The sequence below is a fragment of the Tardiphaga sp. 42S5 genome (assembly GCF_034044155.1).
Taxonomy (GTDB): Bacteria; Pseudomonadota; Alphaproteobacteria; order Rhizobiales; family Xanthobacteraceae; genus Tardiphaga; species Tardiphaga robiniae.
Genome location: NZ_CP139027.1, coordinates 3,051,279 through 3,073,600, shown reverse-complemented (window position 1 = coordinate 3,073,600; position 22,322 = coordinate 3,051,279). Strand labels below are relative to the sequence as shown.

20 protein-coding genes are annotated in these 22,322 nt (G+C 61.1%); 10 read left to right on the top strand and 10 right to left on the bottom strand.

Features of this window, described 5'->3' with window-relative positions; genetic code table 11:
• Positions 1-103: 103 nt before the first annotated feature.
• The 4 genes from galE (at position 104) to SFY93_RS14305 (ending at position 4,490) form a co-directional block, all read left to right on the top strand.
• Positions 104-1,117: a UDP-glucose 4-epimerase GalE gene (galE, locus tag SFY93_RS14320; protein ID WP_320447579.1), complete on the top strand. Its 1,014-nt coding sequence runs from the start codon at positions 104-106 to the stop codon at positions 1,115-1,117.
• Positions 1,118-1,214: 97 nt separating this feature from the next.
• Complete coding sequence (locus tag SFY93_RS14315; protein ID WP_320447578.1) at positions 1,215-2,645, top strand: hypothetical protein; 1,431 nt, start codon at positions 1,215-1,217, stop codon at positions 2,643-2,645.
• 154 nt (positions 2,646-2,799) lie between these two features.
• Complete coding sequence (locus tag SFY93_RS14310) at positions 2,800-3,792, top strand: glycosyltransferase family 2 protein (RefSeq protein ID WP_320447577.1); 993 nt, start codon at positions 2,800-2,802, stop codon at positions 3,790-3,792.
• Positions 3,793-3,806: 14 nt separating this feature from the next.
• Positions 3,807-4,490: a class I SAM-dependent methyltransferase gene (locus tag SFY93_RS14305; protein ID WP_320447576.1), complete on the top strand. Its 684-nt coding sequence runs from the start codon at positions 3,807-3,809 to the stop codon at positions 4,488-4,490.
• On the opposite strand, the gene SFY93_RS14300 is transcribed toward SFY93_RS14305, so the two are convergent.
• From SFY93_RS14300 to SFY93_RS14285, 4 genes are all read right to left on the bottom strand, one after another.
• The gene (locus SFY93_RS14300; RefSeq protein WP_320447575.1) at positions 4,491-5,882 is read right to left on the bottom strand and encodes a hypothetical protein; all 1,392 of its coding nucleotides are present in this window, start codon (positions 5,880-5,882) and stop codon (positions 4,491-4,493) included. It abuts the gene before it with no gap.
• 155 nt (positions 5,883-6,037) lie between these two features.
• Positions 6,038-6,817: an enoyl-CoA hydratase/isomerase family protein gene (locus tag SFY93_RS14295; RefSeq protein WP_320447574.1), complete on the bottom strand. Its 780-nt coding sequence runs from the start codon at positions 6,815-6,817 to the stop codon at positions 6,038-6,040.
• 45 nt (positions 6,818-6,862) lie between these two features.
• The gene (locus tag SFY93_RS14290; protein ID WP_320447573.1) at positions 6,863-7,513 is read right to left on the bottom strand and encodes a glutathione S-transferase family protein; all 651 of its coding nucleotides are present in this window, start codon (positions 7,511-7,513) and stop codon (positions 6,863-6,865) included.
• 92 nt (positions 7,514-7,605) lie between these two features.
• The gene (locus tag SFY93_RS14285) at positions 7,606-7,983 is read right to left on the bottom strand and encodes a hypothetical protein (protein ID WP_320447572.1); all 378 of its coding nucleotides are present in this window, start codon (positions 7,981-7,983) and stop codon (positions 7,606-7,608) included.
• A gap of 368 nt (positions 7,984-8,351) precedes the next feature.
• On the opposite strand from SFY93_RS14285, the gene SFY93_RS14280 reads away from it, so the two are divergent.
• Complete coding sequence (locus SFY93_RS14280) at positions 8,352-8,534, top strand: hypothetical protein (protein ID WP_309946426.1); 183 nt, start codon at positions 8,352-8,354, stop codon at positions 8,532-8,534.
• Positions 8,535-8,699: 165 nt separating this feature from the next.
• Here the strand turns inward: SFY93_RS14280 and SFY93_RS14275 are convergent, their stop codons facing one another.
• A complete protein-coding gene (locus SFY93_RS14275; RefSeq protein ID WP_231077522.1) occupies positions 8,700-10,481 on the bottom strand; it encodes an adenylate/guanylate cyclase domain-containing protein in 1,782 nt (593 codons plus the stop codon).
• A 253-nt stretch (positions 10,482-10,734) separates the two neighbouring features.
• Here SFY93_RS14275 and cysK point away from each other — a divergent pair, with 253 nt between their 5' ends.
• Positions 10,735-11,790, top strand: a complete 1,056-nt coding sequence (gene cysK / locus SFY93_RS14270; RefSeq protein ID WP_184514913.1) for a cysteine synthase A — start codon at positions 10,735-10,737, stop codon at positions 11,788-11,790.
• Between the two features lie 71 nt (positions 11,791-11,861).
• On the opposite strand, the gene SFY93_RS14265 is transcribed toward cysK, so the two are convergent.
• The 5 genes from SFY93_RS14265 to SFY93_RS14245 all read right to left on the bottom strand — a co-directional run bounded on the left by SFY93_RS14265 (position 11,862) and on the right by SFY93_RS14245 (position 17,528).
• On the bottom strand, positions 11,862-12,077 hold the full coding sequence (locus SFY93_RS14265) for a hypothetical protein (RefSeq protein ID WP_175366776.1): 216 nt from the start codon (positions 12,075-12,077) through the stop codon (positions 11,862-11,864).
• A 547-nt stretch (positions 12,078-12,624) separates the two neighbouring features.
• A complete protein-coding gene (locus SFY93_RS14260) occupies positions 12,625-13,380 on the bottom strand; it encodes an IclR family transcriptional regulator (protein WP_320447571.1) in 756 nt (251 codons plus the stop codon).
• An 86-nt stretch (positions 13,381-13,466) separates the two neighbouring features.
• Positions 13,467-14,555 carry an extracellular solute-binding protein gene (locus SFY93_RS14255; RefSeq protein ID WP_320447570.1) on the bottom strand — a complete coding sequence of 363 codons (1,089 nt, stop codon included), beginning with the start codon at positions 14,553-14,555 and terminating at the stop codon, positions 13,467-13,469.
• Between the two features lie 31 nt (positions 14,556-14,586).
• Positions 14,587-16,380: an ABC transporter permease subunit gene (locus tag SFY93_RS14250; protein WP_320447569.1), complete on the bottom strand. Its 1,794-nt coding sequence runs from the start codon at positions 16,378-16,380 to the stop codon at positions 14,587-14,589.
• Entirely contained in the window at positions 16,377-17,528 is a 1,152-nt protein-coding gene (locus SFY93_RS14245; protein ID WP_320447568.1) for an ABC transporter ATP-binding protein, read from the bottom strand. Before SFY93_RS14245 ends, SFY93_RS14250 begins: the two co-directional genes overlap by 4 nt.
• 251 nt (positions 17,529-17,779) lie before the next feature.
• Between SFY93_RS14245 and SFY93_RS14240 the strand changes: the two genes are divergently transcribed.
• Genes SFY93_RS14240 through SFY93_RS14225 form a run of 4 tightly spaced genes read left to right on the top strand, consistent with a single transcriptional unit; the run spans position 17,780 to position 22,284 of the window.
• A complete protein-coding gene (locus SFY93_RS14240) occupies positions 17,780-18,586 on the top strand; it encodes a CoA transferase subunit A (protein ID WP_320447567.1) in 807 nt (268 codons plus the stop codon).
• Entirely contained in the window at positions 18,586-19,353 is a 768-nt protein-coding gene (locus SFY93_RS14235; protein WP_320447566.1) for a CoA-transferase, read from the top strand. The genes SFY93_RS14240 and SFY93_RS14235 overlap by 1 nt, the downstream gene beginning before the upstream one ends.
• A 33-nt stretch (positions 19,354-19,386) precedes the next feature.
• On the top strand, positions 19,387-21,699 hold the full coding sequence (locus SFY93_RS14230; protein WP_320447565.1) for a molybdopterin-dependent oxidoreductase: 2,313 nt from the start codon (positions 19,387-19,389) through the stop codon (positions 21,697-21,699).
• 15 nt (positions 21,700-21,714) lie between these two features.
• The gene (locus SFY93_RS14225) at positions 21,715-22,284 is read left to right on the top strand and encodes a peroxidase-related enzyme (RefSeq protein ID WP_320447564.1); all 570 of its coding nucleotides are present in this window, start codon (positions 21,715-21,717) and stop codon (positions 22,282-22,284) included.
• Positions 22,285-22,322 lie beyond the last annotated feature (38 nt).

Genomic DNA, 22,322 nt, shown 5'->3' with positions numbered 1-22,322 from the left:
AGCCGCTGTCGGCCGCCACCTGTCACCACGAGCTGCCGTTTATTAAGCTGACAGGGCTAGTGTCAATGGTCGCCCGACGGCTTCCAGGCAGGACCATTCCGACATGACGGTGATGATTACAGGCGGTGCTGGGTTTATAGGTTCGCATATCTGCGTGGAGCTGATCCAGGCCGGCCGCAACGTCGTCGTCTATGACAATTTCTGCAACAGCCATCCCGAAGTCATCAACCGCATCCGGCGGATCACCGGCACCGCTCCCGAAGTGGTCAAGGGCGACGTGCGCGACGTCGAAGCGCTGATATCGGCGCTGTCGGCGCATCGCTTCAGCGCCGTCATTCATCTCGCCGGGCTGAAGTCGGTTGCGGATTCCGTCACCAGCTCGGCCGAGTATTACGACTGCAACGTGGTCGGCACGCTGAGGCTAGCGCAGGCGATGCAGCAGACCGGCGTGCGCAATATCGTGTTCTCGTCGTCGGCGACCGTCTATGGCGAGCCGGACGTACTGCCCTTGCGGGAGGACCACAAGCTCGCACCATTCAGCCCCTATGGCCGCACCAAATTGCAGGCCGAGGAATTACTGAGCGACATTGCACATTCCCTGCCCCCGTTGAATGTCGTAATTCTCCGCTATTTCAATCCGGTCGGCAGCCACGAAAGTGGGTTGATCGGGGAAGATCCCAACGACGTTCCGAACAATCTCATGCCCTATATTTCGCGCGTCGCGATCGGGCGACTGCCTGTGCTTAATGTTTTTGGCAACGATTACCCGACATCGGACGGCACCGGCATACGCGACTATGTCCATGTGGTCGATCTAGCCGCCGGCCATGTCGCCGCCCTTGACCATGTCCACAAGCAGAAGGTCCTCAAAGTCAATCTGGGAACCGGACGAGGCACAAGCGTGCTGGAGCTGGTCGATGCCTATACAGCTGTGAGCGGCAGGACGATTCCTTTTGCCTTCGCACCACGACGGGCCGGTGACATCGCCAGCTACTATGCGAGCGGCGACGTTGCCGAAGAAACGCTGGGATGGCGTGCCCGGCGCGATATTTCGGATATGTGCCGCGATGCCTGGAACTGGCAGCAGAAAAATCCCAATGGCTATCTCGACCAGTAATCCCGCCCCGGCCAACATGCGGTCCGCGGGAATAATCGTTTTTGTATTGCTTGCGGGCGCTTCGCTTCTCCCGACTGTGCTGACTCCGATTCCGGCGATGGTCGATTATGTCAACCACCTCGCCCGCATGTATCTTCTGGCCCAAAATGGGCAGCCCGGCGCCAACCCGTATTACGAGGTGCACTGGGCGCTGTATCCGAATCTCGGCATGGATCTGCTCGTCCCGCAGATCGCACGATGGGTCGGCGTGGAGAACGCAACCCGGCTGTTTTTGCTCTGCAGTCAGTTACTGATCATTAGCGGGGCGCTCGCGCTGGAGCGGGTTGCAAAGGGCCGTGTTCAGATCGGCGGCTTTGCTGCGCTGCTGTTCGTCTATTGCCTGCCCTTCAGCTGGGGGTTTCTGAATTTCGAATTCGGCCTGGGTATCTCGCTCTGGGGCATCGCCGCCTATCTGGCGGTGATCGAGCGTGCTCCGCTGATACGGCTCGTCGTCAATGCCTGTTTCGTCCCGGCACTTTTCGCGGTCCACTTCTTTTCGCTCGGCATCTATGGCGCAGCCATCGGTCTGTATGAACTTTGGCGCGCCCATCAGCGGAAGGTGCCCTATCGCGCGACTCTGTTGCGCCTCGTCCTTCTCGCACTGCCTGTGGTGCTCTTGCTGATCATGATGCGCGCGACCTCCGGATCGGTCGGCAGTGACGGCACGGAGTGGCTGCTTCAGTACAAGCCAGTTTGGGTATTCCGTATCCTCAATGGCTATAACATGACGGTCTCCGCCATCAGCGTTCTGGTCCTGCTGGTATCGCTGTATCTGGCGTTCAAATACGAGGTTCTGAAGATCGAACCGGTCGGCATCTGGCTTGTTGCCGGCTTTTCGTTTCTCTATCTCATCATCCCTTCGAAGCTTCTCGGCACATCATTTGCTGACCTCCGGATTATCCCCGGCGCGGTGATCATCGTTGCGGCCTTCTGCTCACTATCCCTGCCGGAACGGCGATCGCTCGCTGCCGCCTTGCTGGTGGTCAGCGGCGTCATCCTCGCCAATCTCGCAACCGTCTTTGCCGTCTGGCTCTCCTATCGCGCCGACTATGCGGCGCTGATCGCTTCGTTCCAGAAGCTTGATCGCGGTGCACTGGTTCTTGTCGGGACAAGCGGCAATGGCGATGACCCGCCGTTCAACGACCTGACAGATTATCCGATGGCCTATGCCCCGACCCTGGCCGTGCATTACGCCAATGCGTTCGTCCCCAACGTGTTCACCGAGACCGGCAAGCAGCCGCTTCGCCCCAGTGCCACCGTGCAACGTCTTGCCATTCCTTATGGCGGGCCCGTGCCGATGCGGTTGCTCAGTGCAATCGCCACCGGCAACGCGCCAGACGGCGCGCCGTCCTTCATCCAGACCTGGCACAGGGACTTCGACTATCTCTATGTGCTCGGTCCCGCTGCGGCGCCCCCGCTGCCCGACAGATTGCAAGAGGTGGACAGGTCAGCACGATTTGTCCTGTACAAGATTGACAGACGGCCATAGCCGAGCGGACCGCCACGCGGTCTGGTTCGCACCTGGGCCTGCCTCATGGAACCGCGCAAAGGCGGCCCAAGGCGCCTGATTTCAAGGCTCTTTGCAAGGCCGCCTTAACCATCAGGGCCTAGGATCCCGCCATTCAGCAGGGCGGAACTCCAAAATGGCGATTGATGGCGGGCGGATCATCTACAGCATCGTCGTGCCGGTCTATAACGAGGAGGCCGTGCTGCCTGTGTTGGTCCGCCGGCTGGGACTGCTGCTCGACCGCCTCGACGCGCCCGCGGAAGCCATCTTCGTGGACGACGGCAGCTGCGACACCAGCCCCATCGTGCTGCAGGCACTCGCCAAGAGTGATCCACGCTTCCGTTACATCGGCCTGTCGCGCAATTTCGGCCACCAGGTGGCCATCACCGCCGGCATGGACGCCGCGCAAGGCGACGCGATCGTCGTCATGGACGCGGATTTGCAGGACCCGCCTGAAGTCGTCGAACAACTGATCGCCAAGTGGCGCGAAGGCAATGACGTGGTCTATGCGCGCCGCCTGTCCCGCGCGGGTGAAAGCGCGTTCAAGCGCGCCACCGCCCATGTGTTCTATCGGGTGCTTGGCCGTATGACCTCGGTTCGTATCCCGGCAGACGTCGGCGATTTCCGACTGATCGACCGCAAGGTGCTGGACGCGTTGCGCCAGATGCCGGAGCGCGATCGCTTCGTGCGCGGCATGATCGCCTGGCTCGGCTTCCGGCAGGCCGAAGTGAGCTTCCATCGCCTCGAACGCGCCGCCGGCGAAACCAAGTATCCGCTGTTCAAGATGGCACGGCTTGCCATGTCCGCTGCGCTGGGCTTTTCCGACGCGCCGCTGCGGCTGGCGATCTGGTGCGGTCTCACAGTGTCGAGCCTGGCTCTGCTGTATGGCGGCTGGGTGTTGCTGCTGTGGATGACGAACGACCCGCATCTGGTCGCCGGCTGGTCGTCGATCATCGTTATCGTGTCGCTACTCTGCGGGTTGAACATGCTGATGACCGGCATCGTCGGCCTTTATGTCGGGCGCATTCACGCAGAAGCGAAACATCGTCCACTTTATGTCGTGCAAAACCGCGTCGGTTTCGACCGCGATCAAAGCGAAGCATCTTACCGCACCTCGCGCAGCGCCTGACGGAGCGGATTGTCATGAGCCAGCTGTTCGACAGCTACCGCAGCAACTACCGCGACGTCGTTCAATCCTCGATCGACTTTTCCGGCCTGCCGCATAGCTTCTTCATGCGCGCCAAGGCTGATCTATTGCGCGAATTGATCGCAGCGCGGCTTCAATCAAAAAAGCCTGACATGCTCGATGTCGGCTGCGGCGTTGGCAGCTTCCATCCACTGCTGCGCGGCATGGTCGGTCAACTCAGCGGCATAGACGTATCCTCCGCCAGTATTGCGCAGGCACAGGTCGACAACCCCGACGTCGACTACCGGGCCTTCGACGGCAACGTCTTTCCGTTCGCCGATGCCAGCTTCGATCTGGTCACCACGATCTGCGTCATGCATCACGTCCCGCCCGCGGAATGGGCGGGTTTCATGCGTGAGATGCGGCGCGTTGTGCGGCCAGGAGGGCTGGTCTGTGTCATCGAACACAACCCGTTCAATCCGCTGACCCGTTTTGCTGTCGCGCGCTGTGAGTTCGATCGCGACGCGGTATTGCTCGGCGCGGGCAAGACGCAAAAGATCATGGCGGGCGCCGGCCTCCGCGACATCGCTTCGCATCATTTCCTGCTACTGCCCTGGGAAGCGAAAGCCGCGCGGCGTGTCGAAAACGCCTTCAGCGGCCTGCCGCTTGGCGCACAATACGCCACTTTCGCCACTGCTTAATTACTTCGCCGTTGCATTCTGCCGCTTGTGGACCACCGCGACGTCGTCGCCATAGACGCGCTTCCAGTCTGGCAGCCGATCGAGCAACGCCACCGCCGGAGTTTCCGGCTCCAGCAGCGTGGCATCTATTTTGTAATCGTCGAGCAGCTTCAGAAAATCATTCAGGTCCGCCAGCGAGAGGCCGCTGTTGTAGCGATGAAGAAAGCGACCGCCATAGAGTTCACCGCGACCATCGATGAAAGTGGGAATTCCCGCGAAGATCAGATAGCCGCCAAACGAATAATCGTTGAGCACGCGGTTCGCCGCGGTCAGACCGGCGCTGGCCACCGCTGCCTGCGGCGTATTTCGCGCGGCGGGGCGAACGTCGCGCGCCGAAGAGATTACGGTCGCCAGGATCATGACACCGACGGCACCGACCTGCAGCGTCCGACCTGAGCCGACCTCATTGGATGCGGCCCAGCTGCGAAACTGCCGCGCGATCGGCGCGGCAAGATAGAGCGGCGCCAGCATGGCAAGCAGATCGACGTTGCGCACCTGCGCCAAAGCAAAATGCAACAGGCCGATTAAGACCAGCGCCCGCACCATGGGAAGCGTCACGCCGCGCGACAGCGCAAAGATTCCCCCCAGCAGCAGGATCTCAAAGATCCCGATGCGGCCGAAATTCTGTGGCCGCCATTCGCCGATCCAGTTGAGCGCATCGCCAAGACCGAGCGTCGTCAGCGGCATCAACAGCGTGCCGGGCCCGTAAGGGGTCAGGCACGATGCGGCAACAGCGAGAGCCGTGAAAGCGAGCCAATGGAGCACTTCGCGAGGCCGCTCGCGGAGCTTGTTCCGTATCAGGACTTCGAGGATCGCGGGGCCGATCAATCCCAGCGCCAGAATGACGCTGCCATGAAGATTGGCCCACAGAACCAGTAGGGGTAACGCCCAGTAAGGCGGCCGTGCACGCGTATCCATGGCACGAACGAGCGCGGTCGCCCACGTCATCATGACCGGCAGTGCCAATACATGCGGCCGCGCCAGCAGATGCGGCGCGAGAAGAACGACCACGGCTGTAACGATGATCAATACCGGCTTCGGCGCAAGTTCGCGCAGCAGGAACCGGGTCAGAATCCCGACGGAAAGCGCGATGGCTGCGGCAGCAAGCGCCACAACGCCTTGCCAGCCGGCAAACGTATAGACCGCCCCGTAAATGACCTCGGAGAGCCATTCGAAGGCAAGCCAATGACCGCCACGCATGGAGAACGAGAACGAGTCGGTCGACGGAATGACGCCATTCGCCAGTATCCAGCGGCCGATCGCGATATGAGAATAGCTGTCCGGATCGTTCAGCAGCTGCGGCCCGAGCGCCAGCAGCAGGCCATAGACGCACGCGCCCACGAGCAAGGGCATCGCTGCCCGCACCGGGAACTGTTTGGCTGGGCTGCTGATGGCCTGGTCGCTCACGGGCTACGAGGGTACGGCGACACTGTTAATTCCACTTTAAGGCTGACAATGCGCCGGCACGCCGGCTCGATGGTCTGCCGTGGCGCGCCACCGAGAGCCGCCTATTTACCTGGCCATACCGGCTTGCGCTTCTCGCCAAACGCCTTGAGGCCTTCCTTCGCATCCTCGGTCATCGACAGGATCGCGATCTGGCTTTCGGTATACGCAATACTCTCGTCGAACGACATCGCGGCGATGGCGCGCATCGCATATTTGCCGCGGCGGATCGCCGTCGGCGACTTGTCGGTGATGCGCGAGATCAGCCAGTCGACCTTGCTGTCGAGCTCGGCCGCCGGCACCACGTGATTCAACAGGCCAGCGCCAAGCGCGGTCTGCGCGTCGAACGGCTCGCCGGTGATGCACCATTCGTTGACCAGGCGACGTGGCGCAATGGACTGCAGCAGCGCCAGCACCTGCATCGGAAACACGCCGACCTTCACCTCGGGCAGACCGAAGATCACGTGGTCCGCGGCCACCGCCATGTCGGTCATGCACAGCAGCCCCATGCCACCGGCCATGCAGACGCCGTTAACGCGCGCAATGGCGGGTTTCGTGGCGTTTTGCGACAGCCGCATGAGATCGGCGAGATCGCCGTTGGGCTTGGAGAAATCCATCGAGAAGGCCGCACCCGCATTCGCCAGATCAGCGCCGGCGCAGAACGCCTTCTCGCCCGCACCGGTCAGCACGATGACGCGCACGCCGGCGTCCTCATGCGCCATGCGATAGCCGTTGGCGATGCCGGCGATGATATCGCCATTCATGGCATTGCGCTTCTCCGGCCGATTGATGGTGATCCAGAGTGCGGCGCCCTTCTTCTCCAGGATTACGCTATCATTGGCCATCGGTCTGCTCGCTCGTTTTGAATATGGTTCGGTCGGTATAGCCGCTCAGAAGCGGCGCGCCAAACCCAGCGCGTCGCCGGCGCGGTTCTCGGACTCAACCGCACGCAGGTAGCCCTCGCGCTGCTGCAATCGCGCCCAATAGGCTGTGACACTCGGCCCGAATTGCGATGCAAGCCCGAGACGATTGGCCAGCAGCAGTGCATAGCCGACGGAAATGTCCGCGGCGGTGAAACGGCCGGCGCAGACATAGTCTTTGCCGGTGGTGATGGTCTCGATCATACGCAACCGTCCAAGAAAGAATTTCGAATAATCCTCGACCACCTGCGGATGACGGCGCTCTTCCGGCTCGAGCTTCGAATAACGCAGCACCAGCGCCTGCGGGAAGGTCAGCGTCGCCTCGCCGAAATGCAGCCAGTTCAGGAACGCGCCGTAGTCCGGCTCGTCGATGCCGACGGCCAGCGGCGTCGGACCGTATTTGGTCACCAGATATTGCGCGATCGCCGCCGATTCCGTCATCCGGATCTCGCCATCGAGCATCAGCGGGATGGTGCCGAGCGGATTGATGCCGAGATATTCCTTCGCAAAGACACGCGGCGGGAACGGCAGCATCTTCAGCTCATAGGGCAGCCCGAGCTCTTCAAGCGTCCATAGCGGGCGGAACGAGCGCGCGCGGGCGCAGTGATAGAGCGTGATCATCGGGCGAGACCTCCAGGCAGGCACGGACTATCGCCATGCTGCCAGCCAATGAGAAGCAGCCGCGAGGCTTCGTCAAGTCTTGCCCTTCTTCGTCAAGACTCGCCCTTCGCTACATGGTCCCGGCAAACCGGCTTCGCCCTTCCCGATCCGACGACACCCATCACCACGCGCGCGTCACCGAGGCCGATCACGACGGCTTCGCCCCTCGGTTGCAACTGATGCGGCCAGCGGAAACGCTCCTCCACCGACAATGACCAGGTGTGTTCCAGCGGGTTCGGCACCGCATGCAGTGGATGATAGAAATTGAACGTGTAGGTCAGAAGGCTCAGCGTATGCGCCGGACCCAATCTGAAGATGAAGTAGCAGACGAGCACCGTGAGGTAATAGACCGGGAAGATGCGCAGCGCCCGGCGCATATAGAAGTCCTTGAAGGAGATGCGGCCGGTCTTGGCCCGTTCGCGTAGCAGCAAACGCGTGATTGGGTAAACACCACCACGCCAATCCCCCGGAAGCCGTCGAACGCCGGAAATTTCTCCAGCCGCTTGGCGACGCCTGCATTCTCCGACATTGCGATCTCCCCGTTTGAACCGGGGATAGCAACGGCGCGAATAACGAGGGTGAAGGCGATTTACAGGCCTACCACCTCAGGCGAAATGTTCGGGCTTAACGTGAATGTCCGTTTGCGCGGGAGTATTAGGGTCGACGCCGCCGCGTTTACCACAATCAGGACAATCTTCACTGCGAATCCAGCGCCGCTTACGGTCCGTTAAGCATCAGGGGACAGGCTGGGAACGATCAAAATTGACTCAACTTGTATCAGCAAGTGTGAGGGCAACAGATGACCAGGGTTCAGTATCTCAGAGAACAAGCGATCCGTGCCGAACGGTTGGCAAAGACCATTATGGATGCCGTCACCGTCACGCGACTTGTCGAAGCATCGCACGCATACCGCCAGGAAGCCGATCGCCTTGAGCAACACGAGGCGAGCGATCAGGCGACAACGATGCGGATGCCTCACTAGGGCGTGAACCCATAAACTTGGAGCGGACGGCGGACGTCCGCTTAGGTGCCGATAACGGACTCAGGTCGGACATCGCCTCAGGTCCGAAAAGTCCCACAAGCGGAAGTCAACTCATCGAGATGTGCTCGGAAAGGTATCGATGCCGGCCGGCTCTCTCCGGTCGTCCTAGTCAGGCAACCCGAGCTTTCGGAGGTTTTCTGCCATACGGTTCAGAACAGCAGGCGAAAACACCATTGCCTGTTTGAATTTTGAAATCGTCAGATCGGGGTAAGTAAGCATCAACTCCTCGAATGCTTGTTTAGCTTCGCCGACCCGGCCGGCTCCCGACAGGACCGACGCCAAATTGCGATAAATCCAACTAGCGTTTGGCCGTTCTTCGAGGGCGCGCCGATAGAACGCGGCAGCCTTGTCGTATTCTTGCGCTACTTCATGCGCAGAGGCTATTCCTACATAGTTGTTGAAATTCATTGGATCAATCGGGCTCAGGCGCAGAGCGCGCTCGAAATTGTCAATTGCCTTCTGAGGCTGATCGGCATAGTTCTCTAACCATCCGAGCCTACTCCAGGCCCATGCAGCGTTCGGGTCGAGGCTGACGGCTCGCTCAAGCAGTATACGCGCGGTTCCATGGTTGCGTACGAATGTGTGCACTGCGCCGAGTACCGCCAGAATGATAGGGTCATCGCCACTCATCTCTGCTGCCCGCTCGGCGAGCGATCGCGCCATTGCCTGGCTTCCAACGATGTCGTCTGCCCAGTTATAGACCGAGCGCTGGGCGTGGCACCAACCAGCAAGCGACAAAGCTAGGGGATATTCGGGATCAATCGCGAGCGCCTTTTCGAGGAGTTCAATCGCTTTAGCGCTTTCTTCCTTCTCCAACGCCCAGACATGAGGCATCGCTCTCATAGTATAATCATAGCTGCTCAGGTCTTGCGGCCGTTTGCGTCGCGACCGCTCAATCTCGGCAATGCGGATGGAAGGCTGTAGAGCGCCTGCCACCTGCTCGGTTATTCGGTCTTCGAGGTCAAAGAACTCGTCGACTGCGCCGTCAAAGCGTGAGCTCCAAACGTGTGCCCCTCCCTCGGTTTCGATTAGCTGAACGATAATGCGGAGGCGATTGCCGACTTTCTGCACGCTACCCTCAAGCAAATAAGCAACGCCCAACTCCTTACCAACGTTGCGCGCATTTATCGCGCGGCCCTTATAGGTGAACGCTGAGCTACGGGCGATGACGAAAAAAGAGCGAATGCACGAAAGAGCTGCGGTAATTGCCTCGACGATACCATCAGCAAGGTAATCCTGACCCGCCTCAGCGGACATGTTGTCGAACGGCAGGACGACGATGGACGGTTTGTCAGGTAGCGCTAGATCTCGAACTTGTTTCGCAGACGAATTTGACGGGATCGCAGGGGCGCTCTCGCGGGCAAGCCGTATGAGCCATACGCGCATTGGTTCGGCAATATTCTTTAAAGTCTGCTCGCCGATGTCGTCGAAGGCGACGTCGAGCTTGCCGCGAATTTGCCTGTGTGCATCATCGGAGATGCAGATGCCGCCTGGCTCGGCAATTCCCTCAAGACGGGCTGCGATGTTGACACCATCGCCGAAAATATCGTTGTCGTCGATGATGATGTCCCCAACGTGTATGCCGATGCGAAATTCAATCCTGAGTTCCGGCGGAACGGCGGCGTTTTGTTGAGCCATCTCTTGCTGGATTTCCACCGAACAGCGCGCTGCATCGACAGCACTGGCGAATTCGACCAGCATGCCATCGCCAGTGGTCTTGACGATGCGACCGCAGTGCGTGGCGATCCTGGGATCGACAAGCGTCTTTCGAAACGTCTTTAGCTCCGCAAGCGTGCGCTCCTCGGCATGACCCATCAACCGGCTATAGCCGGCGACATCCGCCGCCAGCACAGCCGCCAGTCGCCGTTCCACGCGCTCGCCGGGCAAAAAACGCTCCCTGGCTCGGTGAAAAACTATCTGCCTCTACCAAAGCATAGGCGGTGGCTGTTCCGCTAGGTACAATGTTCAAAACAGGTCCATTTGCCGCGCTACGATCAATCAGGACGGGCGGTGAAGTCGGGTACGCCCTGAAAGCTAACTCTTGCGCGCCCAATGATTGTCCCCAATAACCGAGGGCAGCTTCGACGCAATGCATGGCAATTGGAGCCGTCGCAAACAACGCAATGTCGGGAAATGCATCATGGGACGGAAATATCAAAGTATCGTCGAAACGATCGGTAATACACCGGTAGTGCGGATCAATCGTCTGGCGCCGGAAGGCGTGAATCTTTTCGTAAAGATTGAAGCCTTCAACCCGCTTGGTTCAGTGAAGGACCGATTGGCTCTCGGAGTAATCGAGGCGGCCGAAAAATCCGGAGAGCTCAAGCCTGGTCAGACGGTCATAGAGGCGACAAGTGGAAATACGGGCATTGGTCTTGCCATGGTCTGCGCCGCCAAGGGATACCCGCTTGTGATCACCATGGCAGAGCCATTTAGCGTCGAGCGGCGTAAGCTCATGCGGTTCCTTGGAGCGAAGGTCATCGTAACTCCCGCGGCTGAGCGCGCCGTAGGCATGATCAACAAGACCATCGAGCTCGCCAGGGCGCATGGCTGGTACATGACTAGGCAGTTTGAAAATGAAGCCAATCCCGATATTCATTCGCGTACGACAGCGCGTGAGATACTCGACGATTTCTCCGGAGAACGGTTGGATTATTGGGTCACGGGCTATGGAACGGGCGGAACGTTAAAGGGCGTCGCGCGGGTGCTCGCAGAGGAGCGTCCCGAAACGAAGATAGTGGTTTGCGAGCCAGAGGATGCGCAGTTGTTGGCCAGTGGCACCCCGCAGTCGCGAAACTCAGATGGAACTCCGGCCGCCCCGCATCCGACATTCAAGCCCCATCCGATGCAAGGCTGGACGCCGGATTTCATCCCAAAACTCACCGACGATGCCGTCGCAATGAAGGTCATCGATCGCATCTTAGCGATCTCCGGTCCGGATGCCATTCGCTGCAGCAAGGACCTTGCTACCAAAGAGGGCATCTTTGTGGGTATTACCTCAGGCGCAACCTTTGCGGGCGCGCTCAAGGTTGCAGCCGAGGCAGAGAAAGGGGCAAATATTCTCTGCATGCTTCCCGATACCGGCGAGCGCTATTTGAGCACACCCCTTTTCGCTGATGTGTCGGCAGACATGAACGAGGAAGAGCTTGAGATCTCACGCTCTACGCCGAACGGACAGCTCAAGCCTGGCTCTTGATTTGCAAAGATCGAATAAAAAAACATCCGACGTTATGAGGCCCGGACCGGAACGCTATGCTCTGCGCGCAATCAGTTCGCCCGACAGACGTCTCGTTGCGCTTTGAAAGCAGCAATGAATAACTCGAGGCCGGCCGAGGTTAATCCGCTTTCGGTGATCAGACCGAGCCGCATGAGGTTGACTGTTTCTATCGGACCATCACCATAGGCTGATCCGCCACCGAACAGCTTGTTCATAATTCGCTGTTCGCGGCGCGTTAGCTCGTTCCAGAGGATCAAATCATTCATCCCAAATGCCTCGCGAGAATCATTGCGTGACGTTGAGAGATTAGCCGATCGCTCGGAGGCGAAATCGTGGCGATTCAGTTGTCGCCATTGAAAGTAGATTCGACGCCAGCGACTTCGAAGCAGGACATGCAAAACGCGTGCAGCGGACACCTTGTTGATCACTGGTGATGGCCGTGGCTGACGATGCTCAGCCAAGGCCACCACGCAATAGCGGCAGTCGATCAACTTTCGCTTTCACAGCGAACGCGACGGTTTGCGAGAGTACTACCAGTTATTTCGCGGCGTCGCGGGTGACGTCCCTGTGCTCGCCGCGCTCCTGCGACCGCGCGCGCCGGTGCCCAGGAGATCGAAACAGCCCATGTCTGGTGTGGGTCATTCGGGTCGATTTTGGCATGTCCGGATATGTCCGCTTACGGGGCAATCTCGCAAGTACGGTCTTCCGTTTTTTGCCAGTTGAAGGCATCGGCTTAGACGTGATTCAAGCGTCCAAAGCGGAGCATCGAATCATGCGGTATGAACTCACGGACTTCGAATGGGCAGCCATTGTTCACATCGCACGAACATGGCCGAGCGCCAGGCCGATGGTGCGCGCCGCTTCCATCACGTGAACGGCGTATTCCTTGATCTGCTTTCGCTTGACCCGGATGTCTGGGCCAGACATCCCGATGGCTCCGACGAGTTCACCGGAGCGACCAACGATGGCGCAAGCGCAGGCGGCTATACCTTCCCGCCATTCGCCATGCAGCACTGACGAGTAACCTTGTGCCCGTGCCGCATGGATGTCTTCGCGCAACTCCTCGATGGTCGTTCGCGTCGTATCCGTATAACGCCTGAGATGCGGGCGAAAGTTCTCCAGATATTCGTCTGGCATTTGCGCGAGCATCGCCTTCCCGGTTGCCATGGTGAATGCAGGCGCACGCATGCCGACGCTGGTATGCGCGCGGATATGATGCGCGCTTTCAATCTTGTCCACATAGACAACGTCGGTGCCCTCGAGCACCGACAGATGAACGGTCTCTCCAGTAACTTCGGCCAGCGCCGTCATCGCCGGGCGTGCGATACGGATCAGATCCATGCGCTGAATGACGTGGTTGCCGAGCACCCATAGCTTGGTTGTGAGTTCGTAGGTGCTGTGCGGCGGAATCTGGCGAACGAAGCCCTGCGATTGCAGCGTCGCCAGCAGTCGATGCACGTTGCTCTTGGTGAACTTCAGCTCATTGGCGAGATCGGTGACCCCGCGTGGCTGCTCGCTCATCGCGAGCGCCTCGAGGAGCCTCAGTCCCTTGATAAATGCCTTATCCATCCAAGCAGCCGATGTGAGGTAGTTCTCTGTTGCGAACAGACCGGCGGCGCTGGGCCGCCGCCGGTCTCATTGTTGTATGGCGCGATTTACTGGGCAAGCAGTGCGTTCAGCTTTTCCTGCGCATATTCTTCATTGGTCGAATTGCCAGCGGGCGATGGCGCTCCCCAGAAGTCCGGGCTCCATTCGATCGCCTTGGAGACGTTCTCAGGATTGTTCGCCCAATAGCGCGCGACGTTCTTATCCGTCGCAGCATCGAACACGACCTTCGAAGGAAGCGCGACCGGGAAAGTGGAGGTCAGCTGGGCGGCGCGCTTGGGGTCGAGACGCCAGGACAGCAGCTTGAGCGCGTTATCATAGTTCGGCGCGCCCTTCGGAATCGAGAAGAAGTCGTAATAGACGAAGCCTTGATTGAAGGTGAGATCAATCGGAGCGCCTTCCAGCGCCAGTTTGCTCATCGACCCCGTATAGGCCTGGCACATATCGGCCTCACCATCGAGGATCAGCTGTGGCGGCTGCGCGGCGGTGGTCCACCATTTGACGATGTGCGGCTTGATCTCCTTGATCTTCTTGAGCGCACGCTCCATGTCGATCGGATACAGCTTGCTCTTGTCGACACCGTCGGCCATCAGCGCGGCCTCGAAGGTGAAGCGCGGCCAGGCCGGCATGCAGCGGCGCCCCGGAAACTTCTTCACGTCCCAGAAGTCGGCCCAGTTCTGCGGTGCCTTATCGCCCTTGAACTTGTCCTTGTTGTAGACGAGGCCGACGCCGATCACTTGCAGTGCGACGCCCTTCTTGCGCTTCAGATTGTCCGGCATCGCCGCCAGGGTCTTCTGCGCGGATTCCGACAGTTTGGAATAGTCGATGTCAGCCAGGCAGCAGTCGCCGAGCAGCTTGGTTTCCTGATCGAAGATGAAGGTCAGATCCCACTGCGCCTTGCCGGCTTCGGCCTGCGCCTTGATGCGCGGACCGCTGCGTGCTTCCTGCACGGTGACGACCTTGATGCTGGTTTCCTTCTCGAACGGATCGTACATCACCTTGCGCAGCGCATCGCCATAGCCGCCGCCCGGATCCTGCATGATGACGACGTTGCTCTGGGCAACGGCCAGACCCGTCCCCATGGCGATGAACGCCGCCGAAGCCAAGGCCGGCAGCCTGAAGCGTTTCATTCCCAGCATAGTGTGTTTCCTCCTGTTTGATCGTTTGTCATCAGGTCGCTTTTTGCGACGTTGCGAGCACTGGCCGGGCGATGAACAGTCCTCCCACGACCAGCAGCACTTCGAGCGTGGACACGACGGCCAGTACCGGGTTGAGCCGGTAATTGATGTCGCCCCACAGCATCAACGGAAGCGTCTTCAACTGAGCGCTCGACAGGAACAGGGTCAGCACCAATTCGTCGAACGAATGCAGGAACGCAAAGAAGGTCGCCGCCGCAAGGCCCGGCGCAATCGCCGGCAGCGTCACCAGCCGCAGCACCGTGAGCGACGACGCGCCATGGACCGAGGCGGCCTGTTCGAGCCGCGAGTCCACGCTCTGCAGCGCAGCAGACAGGATCACCACCACGATCGGCAAACCGCCGATGGCATGGGCCGCCGCAAGGCCGAACACCGAGCCGACCAGATCGAACTTCAGGAACAGCGTGTAGAGCGACAAGCCGAGCACCACCGGCGGCACGATGATCGGGCTGACCAGCAGCAGCATGATCGCGGATTTGCCGCGCACATTCCCCCTGACGATGCCCAACGCCGCGCATGTACCGAGACCGACCGCAATGAAGGCCGAGACTGCCGCGATCAGCGCGGATGTCCAGAACGCGCGCATCCAGTTGGTGTCGGAGAAGAACTGCTCGTACCAGCGCAGCGAGAAGCCCGGCGGCGGAAAGGTCAGATAGCTGGCGTTGCTGAACGAGATGATCATGACCACGATAATGGGCAGGATCAGCAGCGCGATCACCAGGCCACCCATCAGGCGGACCGTCCATGTGCCGCAACTGGCCGGCAGCATGCCGAACAGCCGTAACAGCGGCCAGCCAATGGCGTCAGCAAATGCGCTGCCGAAGGTGCGACGTGCGGTGCCGGACGTTGCCGCTGGCGCGACCTTCCCTGCTGTCGTCTCGGTGAGCTTGCGCCCGCCCCAGATGAATTCCAGGCCAAGGAAACGTCCGGCGATAGCGACCACCAGCAGCGTGATCAACAACAGCACGACGCCCAGCGCCTGCAGGAAGCCCTCCGACGTCACCGAGTCCGCCTGCTGCGTGATATGCATGGCGAACATCTGGTCGCCCGGGCCACCGAGCAGCGTCGGCGTGATGAAGAAGCCGATCGCGGCCACGAAAACCAGCAGGAAGCCGGCGCCGATGCCGGGCAGCGTCAGCGGCAGCAGAACCCGCCAGAACACGGCGATAGGCCCTGCACCGCTGGCCAGCGCCGCACGCGTCAGGCCAGGATCGAGCCGCGACACGCTCGAATAGATGGTCAGAACCATCAGCGGCAACAGCACCGCCGTCATGCCGAGCAGCACGGTGCCGCGGTGAAACAAGAGCTGAACCGGCTCGCTCAGGATACCGATCGACACCAGGAACTTGTTGACCGGGCCGTTGCGGCCGAGCAGCACCATCCAGGCATAGGTGCGGATCAGGATCGCAATGAAGTATGGCAGTACGATCGCGGTGGCGATCAGCGCGCGGGTGATGCCGCGGGTGCGATGGATCAGCAGTGCGGTGGGATAGCCGAACAAAAGGCATAGGAATGCGACCGTGACCGAGATCTGCATGGTGCGGACCAGCGATTCCCAATAGAGCGGCACCGCAAAGACGCGCTGGAAATAGGTCAGCCAGCTTGGCCCGCTGATGCTGATGCGAATGAGATCGACCAGCGGCAGCAGATAGATGAACGACAGGAAAGCGACCGCGGGCAGTAGCAGCAGCGCGGGGTTCTTGAGCTTCATGGCCAGGTTGGAACTCGCCTGATGCCGCGGCTCCTGGGACAGCGAGATCGTCGTCATGACAGCACCCAGCAGTCTTCCGGACCCCAGCTCACATGCAGGCGATCGCCGACATCGGGCAGCGGCCGCCTGGCGGTGTCGGTGCAGCGGATCAGCAGCGTGTCGCCGCCGTCCATTTGCGCCTCGATGCGCAAGATCTCGCCAAGGAAGATCGCCGACGTCACAGTCACCGGCGTCGAGCTTGCGGTCGGCTCGTTGGCGATCGCGATGCGCTCGGGCCGCACCAGCACGGTGACGCGGCCGACATCGATGGCGTCGCGGCTCTCGGCATCGAACACATAGCCGGCGCGGTTCTTCAGCGTCACGGTGGTGCCGCGCTTCTGCATGATCTCGGCTTCGATCAGATTGCTCTCGCCGACAAACGACGCCACGAAACGATTGGACGGGTGACGATAGATGTCGAGCGGGCGGCCGATCTGCAGGATCCTGCCGGCATCCAGCACGGCGATGCGATCGCTCATGGTGAGCGCCTCGCCCTGATCATGCGTCACGAACAGGATCGTGCTGCCGATCGTCTGATGCAGATCGCGTATCTCGATCTGGATCGATTCGCGCAGCCGGCGGTCGAGCGCGCTGAGCGGCTCATCCATCAGCACGACCTTCGGCCGCATCACGATGGCGCGCGCAATCGCGACGCGTTGCTGCTGTCCACCGGACATTTCCGATGGCGATTTGTTCGCATGATCCGACAGGCGCATGATTTCCAGCGTCTCGGCGACGCGCCGCTCGGTGGTGGCGCGATCGACGCCGGCCATGCGCAGCGGGAACGCGACATTCTGTGTCACCGTCATGTTGGGAAACAGCGCATAGCTCTGGAACACCATGCCGAATCCGCGTTTATGCGTGGGCACGTTGTGCACCGGCCTGCCGTCCACGAGAATCTCGCCGCCGTCGAGGCTCTGGAAACCGGCCAGCAGGTTCAGCAATGTGGTCTTGCCGCTGCCGGACGGGCCGAGCAGCGTGATGAATTCGCCGGGTTCGATATCGAGATTGATACGATTGACGGCATGGAACTGGCCGTACCGTTTCTCGGCATCGCGAACTGCGATGCGCGAACCGATGACCTGACGCTCGCTTGCGCCGCCCGACTGCGACGCCGGAACACCCGCGCCGGAATGTCCCACGCGCAGCGCCAATGGCTCAGCCATCATCAACCTCCCTGGTCGTTCTATATTATGAGACGTTATTCCAATTATTGTTGGCGTGACGCATCGTCTTGTCAAGTGAATGCGCGATGCGACGACGCGTCGGTCATCATCGACTTACCGACGGGTTTGCATTTTCCCCTATTGGCAAAGCGCTTCGCGACACAAACGGATTGACAGCCGCGGCGCGGCGCGACTAACTTTATTTAGAACTATGTTCTACAATATAGAACAATAAAATCGGGAGGCGAACTGTGGTAAGCGATCTTCGCGCGTTGGCGAAGTATGTGGAGCCGGGAGTCCGGCTGGCGCTGCCGGTGGATTATGCCGGCGTCTCGATGGCGATGACGCGCCCGATCATTGAACGCAACACACGCAATCTCGATCTCGTCTGCGTGCCGACCGGTGGCCTTCAGGTGGACCAACTCGTCGGCGCCGGTCTGGTTCGGTCGGTCGAGACCAGCGCCGTATCGCTCGGCGAAGCCGGCGGCGCGCCGCGCTTCAACGCAGCCGTCAAGGACGGCGCGATCGCATTGAAGGACGCCACCTGCCCCGCTATCCATGCCGGCCTGATGGCCGCGCAGAAAGGCAGCCCGTTCATGCCGATGCGCGGGCTGATCGGCAGCGACCTGCTGCACCACCGCAGCGACTGGCGCGTCATCGACAATCCGCTGGCGGATGGCGGCGATCCCATCGTGCTCATCCCCGCGATCAAGCCCGACATCACGATCTTCCACGCACCGATGGCCGACCGATTCGGCAATGTGTGGATCGGGCGACGCCGCGAACTCGCCGCGATGGCCTATGCATCGGCCACCACGCTTGTCACTGTCGAGCGCATCGTGGATGAAAGCCTGCTCGCCAGCGAAATGAGCGCGGCGGGCGTGCTGCCGGCGCTCTATGTCACCGAAATCGCCGTCGCGCCGAAGGGCGCGTGGCCCTACGGCCTGTGGGGCGAATATCCGACCGACACGACCGAGATTCTGCGCTATGCGCGCGCCGCGCGCAGCGCCGAGGGTTTTGCCGACTACATGACGAACGCGCAGATGGAGCCCGCATGATGAGCGAGGTTCACCCGCGCGAGATCCTGATCTGCACCGTCGCCAAACTGCTCGACGGCGTCCGGCATGTCGCTGTCGGTGCGTCCTCGCCGATCCCCGCGGCCGGTGCCATGCTGCTGCGGGCGCTAAAGCAGCAGGCCGGCGAGAAAGGCCCGCGCATCTCGATCCTCGGATCGGTGGAGCACAATTTCTTCACCAACGGATCGGCCGAACTGTTCGATTGCGCCGGCCAGGGCCGCATCGATGCCTTCTTCCTCGGAGGCGGCCAGATCGACGGACGCGGCAATGTCAATCTGGTGGGCACCGGCGACTATCCGCAAACGCAAGTGCGATGGCCCGGCTCGTTCGGATCGGCCTATCTATATTACGTCGTGCCGCGCGTGATCCTGTTTCGCGAGGAACATACGCCGCGCGCTCTGGTCGAGAAGGTGGATTTCATCAGCACGCCGGGCGTCAGCGACAATGGCGTTTACCGCAGTGGCGGCCCGATCGCGCTGTTGACCAGCAAGGCCCTGTTCCGTTTCGACAAGGCGCGTCCGGGCTTCGATCTACAGAGCATCCATCCCGGACACGACCTCGCAGGTATCAAGGACGCCACCGGCTTTCAGTTCGCCCATGAAAGCCAGCCGGAACAGACCGCGCTGCCGGATTCGCAGACGCTGGCTTTGCTGCGCGGGCGTGTTTACGACGAGGTTGCCGAAACCTATCCGGACTTCGCCGCGCAGATGCGGCGCGAGATCGAACGGCCGCTGTCCCATGCATCCTGACAGGACCGGCGAGCAACGACACGGAGACGATGCGTGAGTGAGATCAAGCGGATCCCGCATTGCAGTCACTGGGGCGCCTATACGATCCTCGTGCAGGACGAACAGATCGTGGGCATCGAGCCGTTCGCCCATGATCCCGCCCCCTCGCCGATCATCCATTCGGTGCCGGAATGGGCCAATCCTGAACGCCGCGTTCTGCGTCCGATGGTGCGCTCCGGCTGGCTCGACAAGCGCGAGCACAGCGATCGGCGCAAGCGCGGCGCGGAGAAGTTCGTGCCCGTCAGCTGGGATGAGGCGACCACGCTGGTGGCCGACGAAATCTGTCGCGTCTCCAACACCCACGGCAATGCGTCGATCTTCGCGGGCTCCTATGGCTGGACCAATTCGGGCCGCCTGCATCATGCGTCGTCTTTGCTCAAGCGCATGCTCAATCTGGTCGGCGGCTTCACCCGGCATGTGGATACGTATTCCATTGCTGCAGGCCCGGTGATCCTGCGCCATACGCTGGGAAGCTCGGATGCTTGCGACGGCCAGGCCAATACGCTCGACACCATAGCCGCACACACCGACACGCTTGTGGTGTTCGGCGCGCTATCGCCGCGCACTGCGCAGACCGAGGCCGGTGGCATCGGCACCCACCGCCTCGAATCCTATCTCAGGAAAATCGCCGAGCGCGGCATCCGCATCGTTCACGTCTCGCCGCTGAAGGACGATATGCCGGATTGGGTCGATGCCGAATGGTGGCCGATCCGCCCGAACACTGACACCGCGCTGATGCTGGGCCTCGCCGGCGAGATCGTGAAGGCAGGCCGGCACGCCCGGGATTTCCTTGATCGCTGCACCAGCGGCGCCGAGCAACTGCTCGGCTATCTCGACGGCTCGTCGGATGGCATTCGCAAGGATGCAGCCTGGGCCGCGGAGATCTGCGGGCTCGATGCCGATGGCATCCGCCAGCTGGCGCGACGCCTCGTCGATACCCGCAGCATGCTCACCGTGAGCTGGAGCCTGCAGCGCGCGCATCATGGCGAGCAACCGTTCTGGGCAGCGCTCGGCCTTGCCTCCATCGTCGGCCAGATCGGACTGCCGGGCGGCGGTGTCGGCTACGGCTATGCCTCGCTCGGCGGCGTCGGCTCGCCCTTCAATCTCGGCAAGTCACCGGCCATCTCGCAACTGACGCGCCCGATCGACAGTTTCATCCCGGTGGCGCGCATCAGCGACATGCTGCTCAATCCCGGCACGACCTTCACCTATGAGGGCGAGACGCGAACCTATCCGGACACAAGGCTGGTCTACTGGGCCGGCGGTAATCCCTATCATCACCATCAGGATCTCAACCGGCTGTCCGAAGCCTGGACGCGACCCGAGACCATCATCGTCCAGGACCCGATGTTCACCGCGACGGCGCAGCGCGCCGATATCGTGCTGCCGGCAACCACATCGATCGAACGCAACGACCTTGCCGGCAACAGGCGCTCCGACTTCATCATTGCGATGAAGCAGGCCATCAAGCCGGTCGGAGACTCGCTGCCCGACTTCGAGATTTTCGACCGCATCGCCGGCAGGCTCGGCGTTGCCGACCGCTTCAACGAAGGCCGCGACGAAATCGGCTGGGTCCGTCATCTTTATGAGGCGAGCCGGCAGGACGCCTCCGAGCGGCTCGGCTTCGACATGCCCGATTTCGAAACATTCTGGCACGACGGCTACGCGCGCTGCCCGGTGCGCGCCGACCACACTTTCCTCGCCGATTTCCGTATCGATCCCGGGGCGCATGCGCTCAACACCGAAAGCGGTAAGATTGTGCTCGGCAGCGAGACCCTCGCCCGGCTCGGTTATGCCGATTGTCCGTCGCATCCGGCCTGGGTTGAGCCGGCGGAATGGCTCGGCAACGGCAGCGCTGCGTCCGACTTGCACATGATCTCGCATCAACCGGCCGGCCGGCTGCACAGCCAGATCGAAACCGGCGTCGCCAGCGTGGCGACCAAGCGCAATGGCCGCGAACAGGCACGGCTGCATCCGGACGACGCCGCGGCGCGCGGCATCAGTGACGGACAGACCATCCGCATCTGGAATGCACGCGGCGCCTGTCTCGCCACTGCTGACATCACCGAAAGCGTGCGCCCCGGCGTGCTGGTACTGCCGACCGGCGCCTGGTTCACCCCGCGCGCTGAGACTGGTCTCGAAGTCGCCGGCAATCCGAACGTGCTGACGCTCGACATCGGCACCTCGCAATTCGGCCAGGGCTGCTCGGCGCATACATGCCTGGTCCGCGCCGAACCCCATATTGCAGATCAACGCGACGCTTTTGAAGAATACCAGGACAGACTGGTCGCACTCGCGACCGCCTGAGAGGAAACAGAAACCATGAACACCCCAGCCATCAGCCGCTTCCCCGTCCCCGAAATCTCCAGCCTGCCGGAGGACATCCGCACGCGCATCCTCGCGGTGCAGGAAAAGTCCGGCTTCGTGCCCAACGTGTTCCTGACGCTGGCGCATCGGCCCGATGAATTCCGTGCCTTCTTCGCCTATCATGATGCGCTGATGGACAAGCCAGGCCCGATCACCAAGGCCGAGCGCGAGATGATCGTGGTGGCCACCAGCAATGCCAACCAGTGCCAGTATTGCGTGGTGGCGCATGGCGCCATCCTGCGCATCCGCGCCAAGAACCCGCTGATTGCCGACCAGATCGCGGTGAACTATCGCAAGGCCGACATCACGCCGCGGCAGCGCGCGATGCTCGATTTCGCCATGAAGGTCTCGATGCAGGCTTACGAGGTCGGCGATGCCGATATCGAGGCGCTGAAGCGCCACGACTTCACGGAGGACGACGTCTGGGATATCGCTGCCATCGCCGCCTTCTTCGGCATGTCGAACCGGTTGGCGAATGTCACCAGCATGCGGCCGAACGACGAATTCTTCGCCATGGGGCGCTGACCCGCCTCGCACCGATATAACGATCGCCCGCAGCGGCC

What these genes read in the sequence shown, in the direction of transcription:
- SFY93_RS14225 (WP_320447564.1), top strand. Translation starts at nt 21,715, where the DNA reads ATGAACACCCCAGCCATCAGCCGCTTCCCCGTCCCCGAAATCTCCAGC.
- SFY93_RS14290 (WP_320447573.1), bottom strand. Translation starts at nt 7,513, where the DNA reads ATGATCACGCTCTATCACTGCGCCCGCGCGCGCTCGTTCCGCCCGCTA.
- SFY93_RS14300 (WP_320447575.1), bottom strand. Translation starts at nt 5,882, where the DNA reads ATGCCCTTGCTCGTGGGCGCGTGCGTCTATGGCCTGCTGCTGGCGCTC.
- SFY93_RS14235 (WP_320447566.1), top strand. Translation starts at nt 18,586, where the DNA reads ATGAGCGAGGTTCACCCGCGCGAGATCCTGATCTGCACCGTCGCCAAA.
- SFY93_RS14250 (WP_320447569.1), bottom strand. Translation starts at nt 16,380, where the DNA reads ATGACGACGATCTCGCTGTCCCAGGAGCCGCGGCATCAGGCGAGTTCC.
- SFY93_RS14315 (WP_320447578.1), top strand. Translation starts at nt 1,215, where the DNA reads ATGGTCGATTATGTCAACCACCTCGCCCGCATGTATCTTCTGGCCCAA.
- SFY93_RS14310 (WP_320447577.1), top strand. Translation starts at nt 2,800, where the DNA reads ATGGCGATTGATGGCGGGCGGATCATCTACAGCATCGTCGTGCCGGTC.
- SFY93_RS14245 (WP_320447568.1), bottom strand. Translation starts at nt 17,528, where the DNA reads ATGGCTGAGCCATTGGCGCTGCGCGTGGGACATTCCGGCGCGGGTGTT.
- SFY93_RS14265 (WP_175366776.1), bottom strand. Translation starts at nt 12,077, where the DNA reads ATGAATGATTTGATCCTCTGGAACGAGCTAACGCGCCGCGAACAGCGA.
- SFY93_RS14255 (WP_320447570.1), bottom strand. Translation starts at nt 14,555, where the DNA reads ATGCTGGGAATGAAACGCTTCAGGCTGCCGGCCTTGGCTTCGGCGGCG.
- cysK (WP_184514913.1), top strand. Translation starts at nt 10,735, where the DNA reads ATGGGACGGAAATATCAAAGTATCGTCGAAACGATCGGTAATACACCG.
- SFY93_RS14295 (WP_320447574.1), bottom strand. Translation starts at nt 6,817, where the DNA reads ATGGCCAATGATAGCGTAATCCTGGAGAAGAAGGGCGCCGCACTCTGG.
- SFY93_RS14260 (WP_320447571.1), bottom strand. Translation starts at nt 13,380, where the DNA reads ATGGATAAGGCATTTATCAAGGGACTGAGGCTCCTCGAGGCGCTCGCG.
- galE (WP_320447579.1), top strand. Translation starts at nt 104, where the DNA reads ATGACGGTGATGATTACAGGCGGTGCTGGGTTTATAGGTTCGCATATC.
- SFY93_RS14305 (WP_320447576.1), top strand. Translation starts at nt 3,807, where the DNA reads ATGAGCCAGCTGTTCGACAGCTACCGCAGCAACTACCGCGACGTCGTT.
- SFY93_RS14280 (WP_309946426.1), top strand. Translation starts at nt 8,352, where the DNA reads ATGACCAGGGTTCAGTATCTCAGAGAACAAGCGATCCGTGCCGAACGG.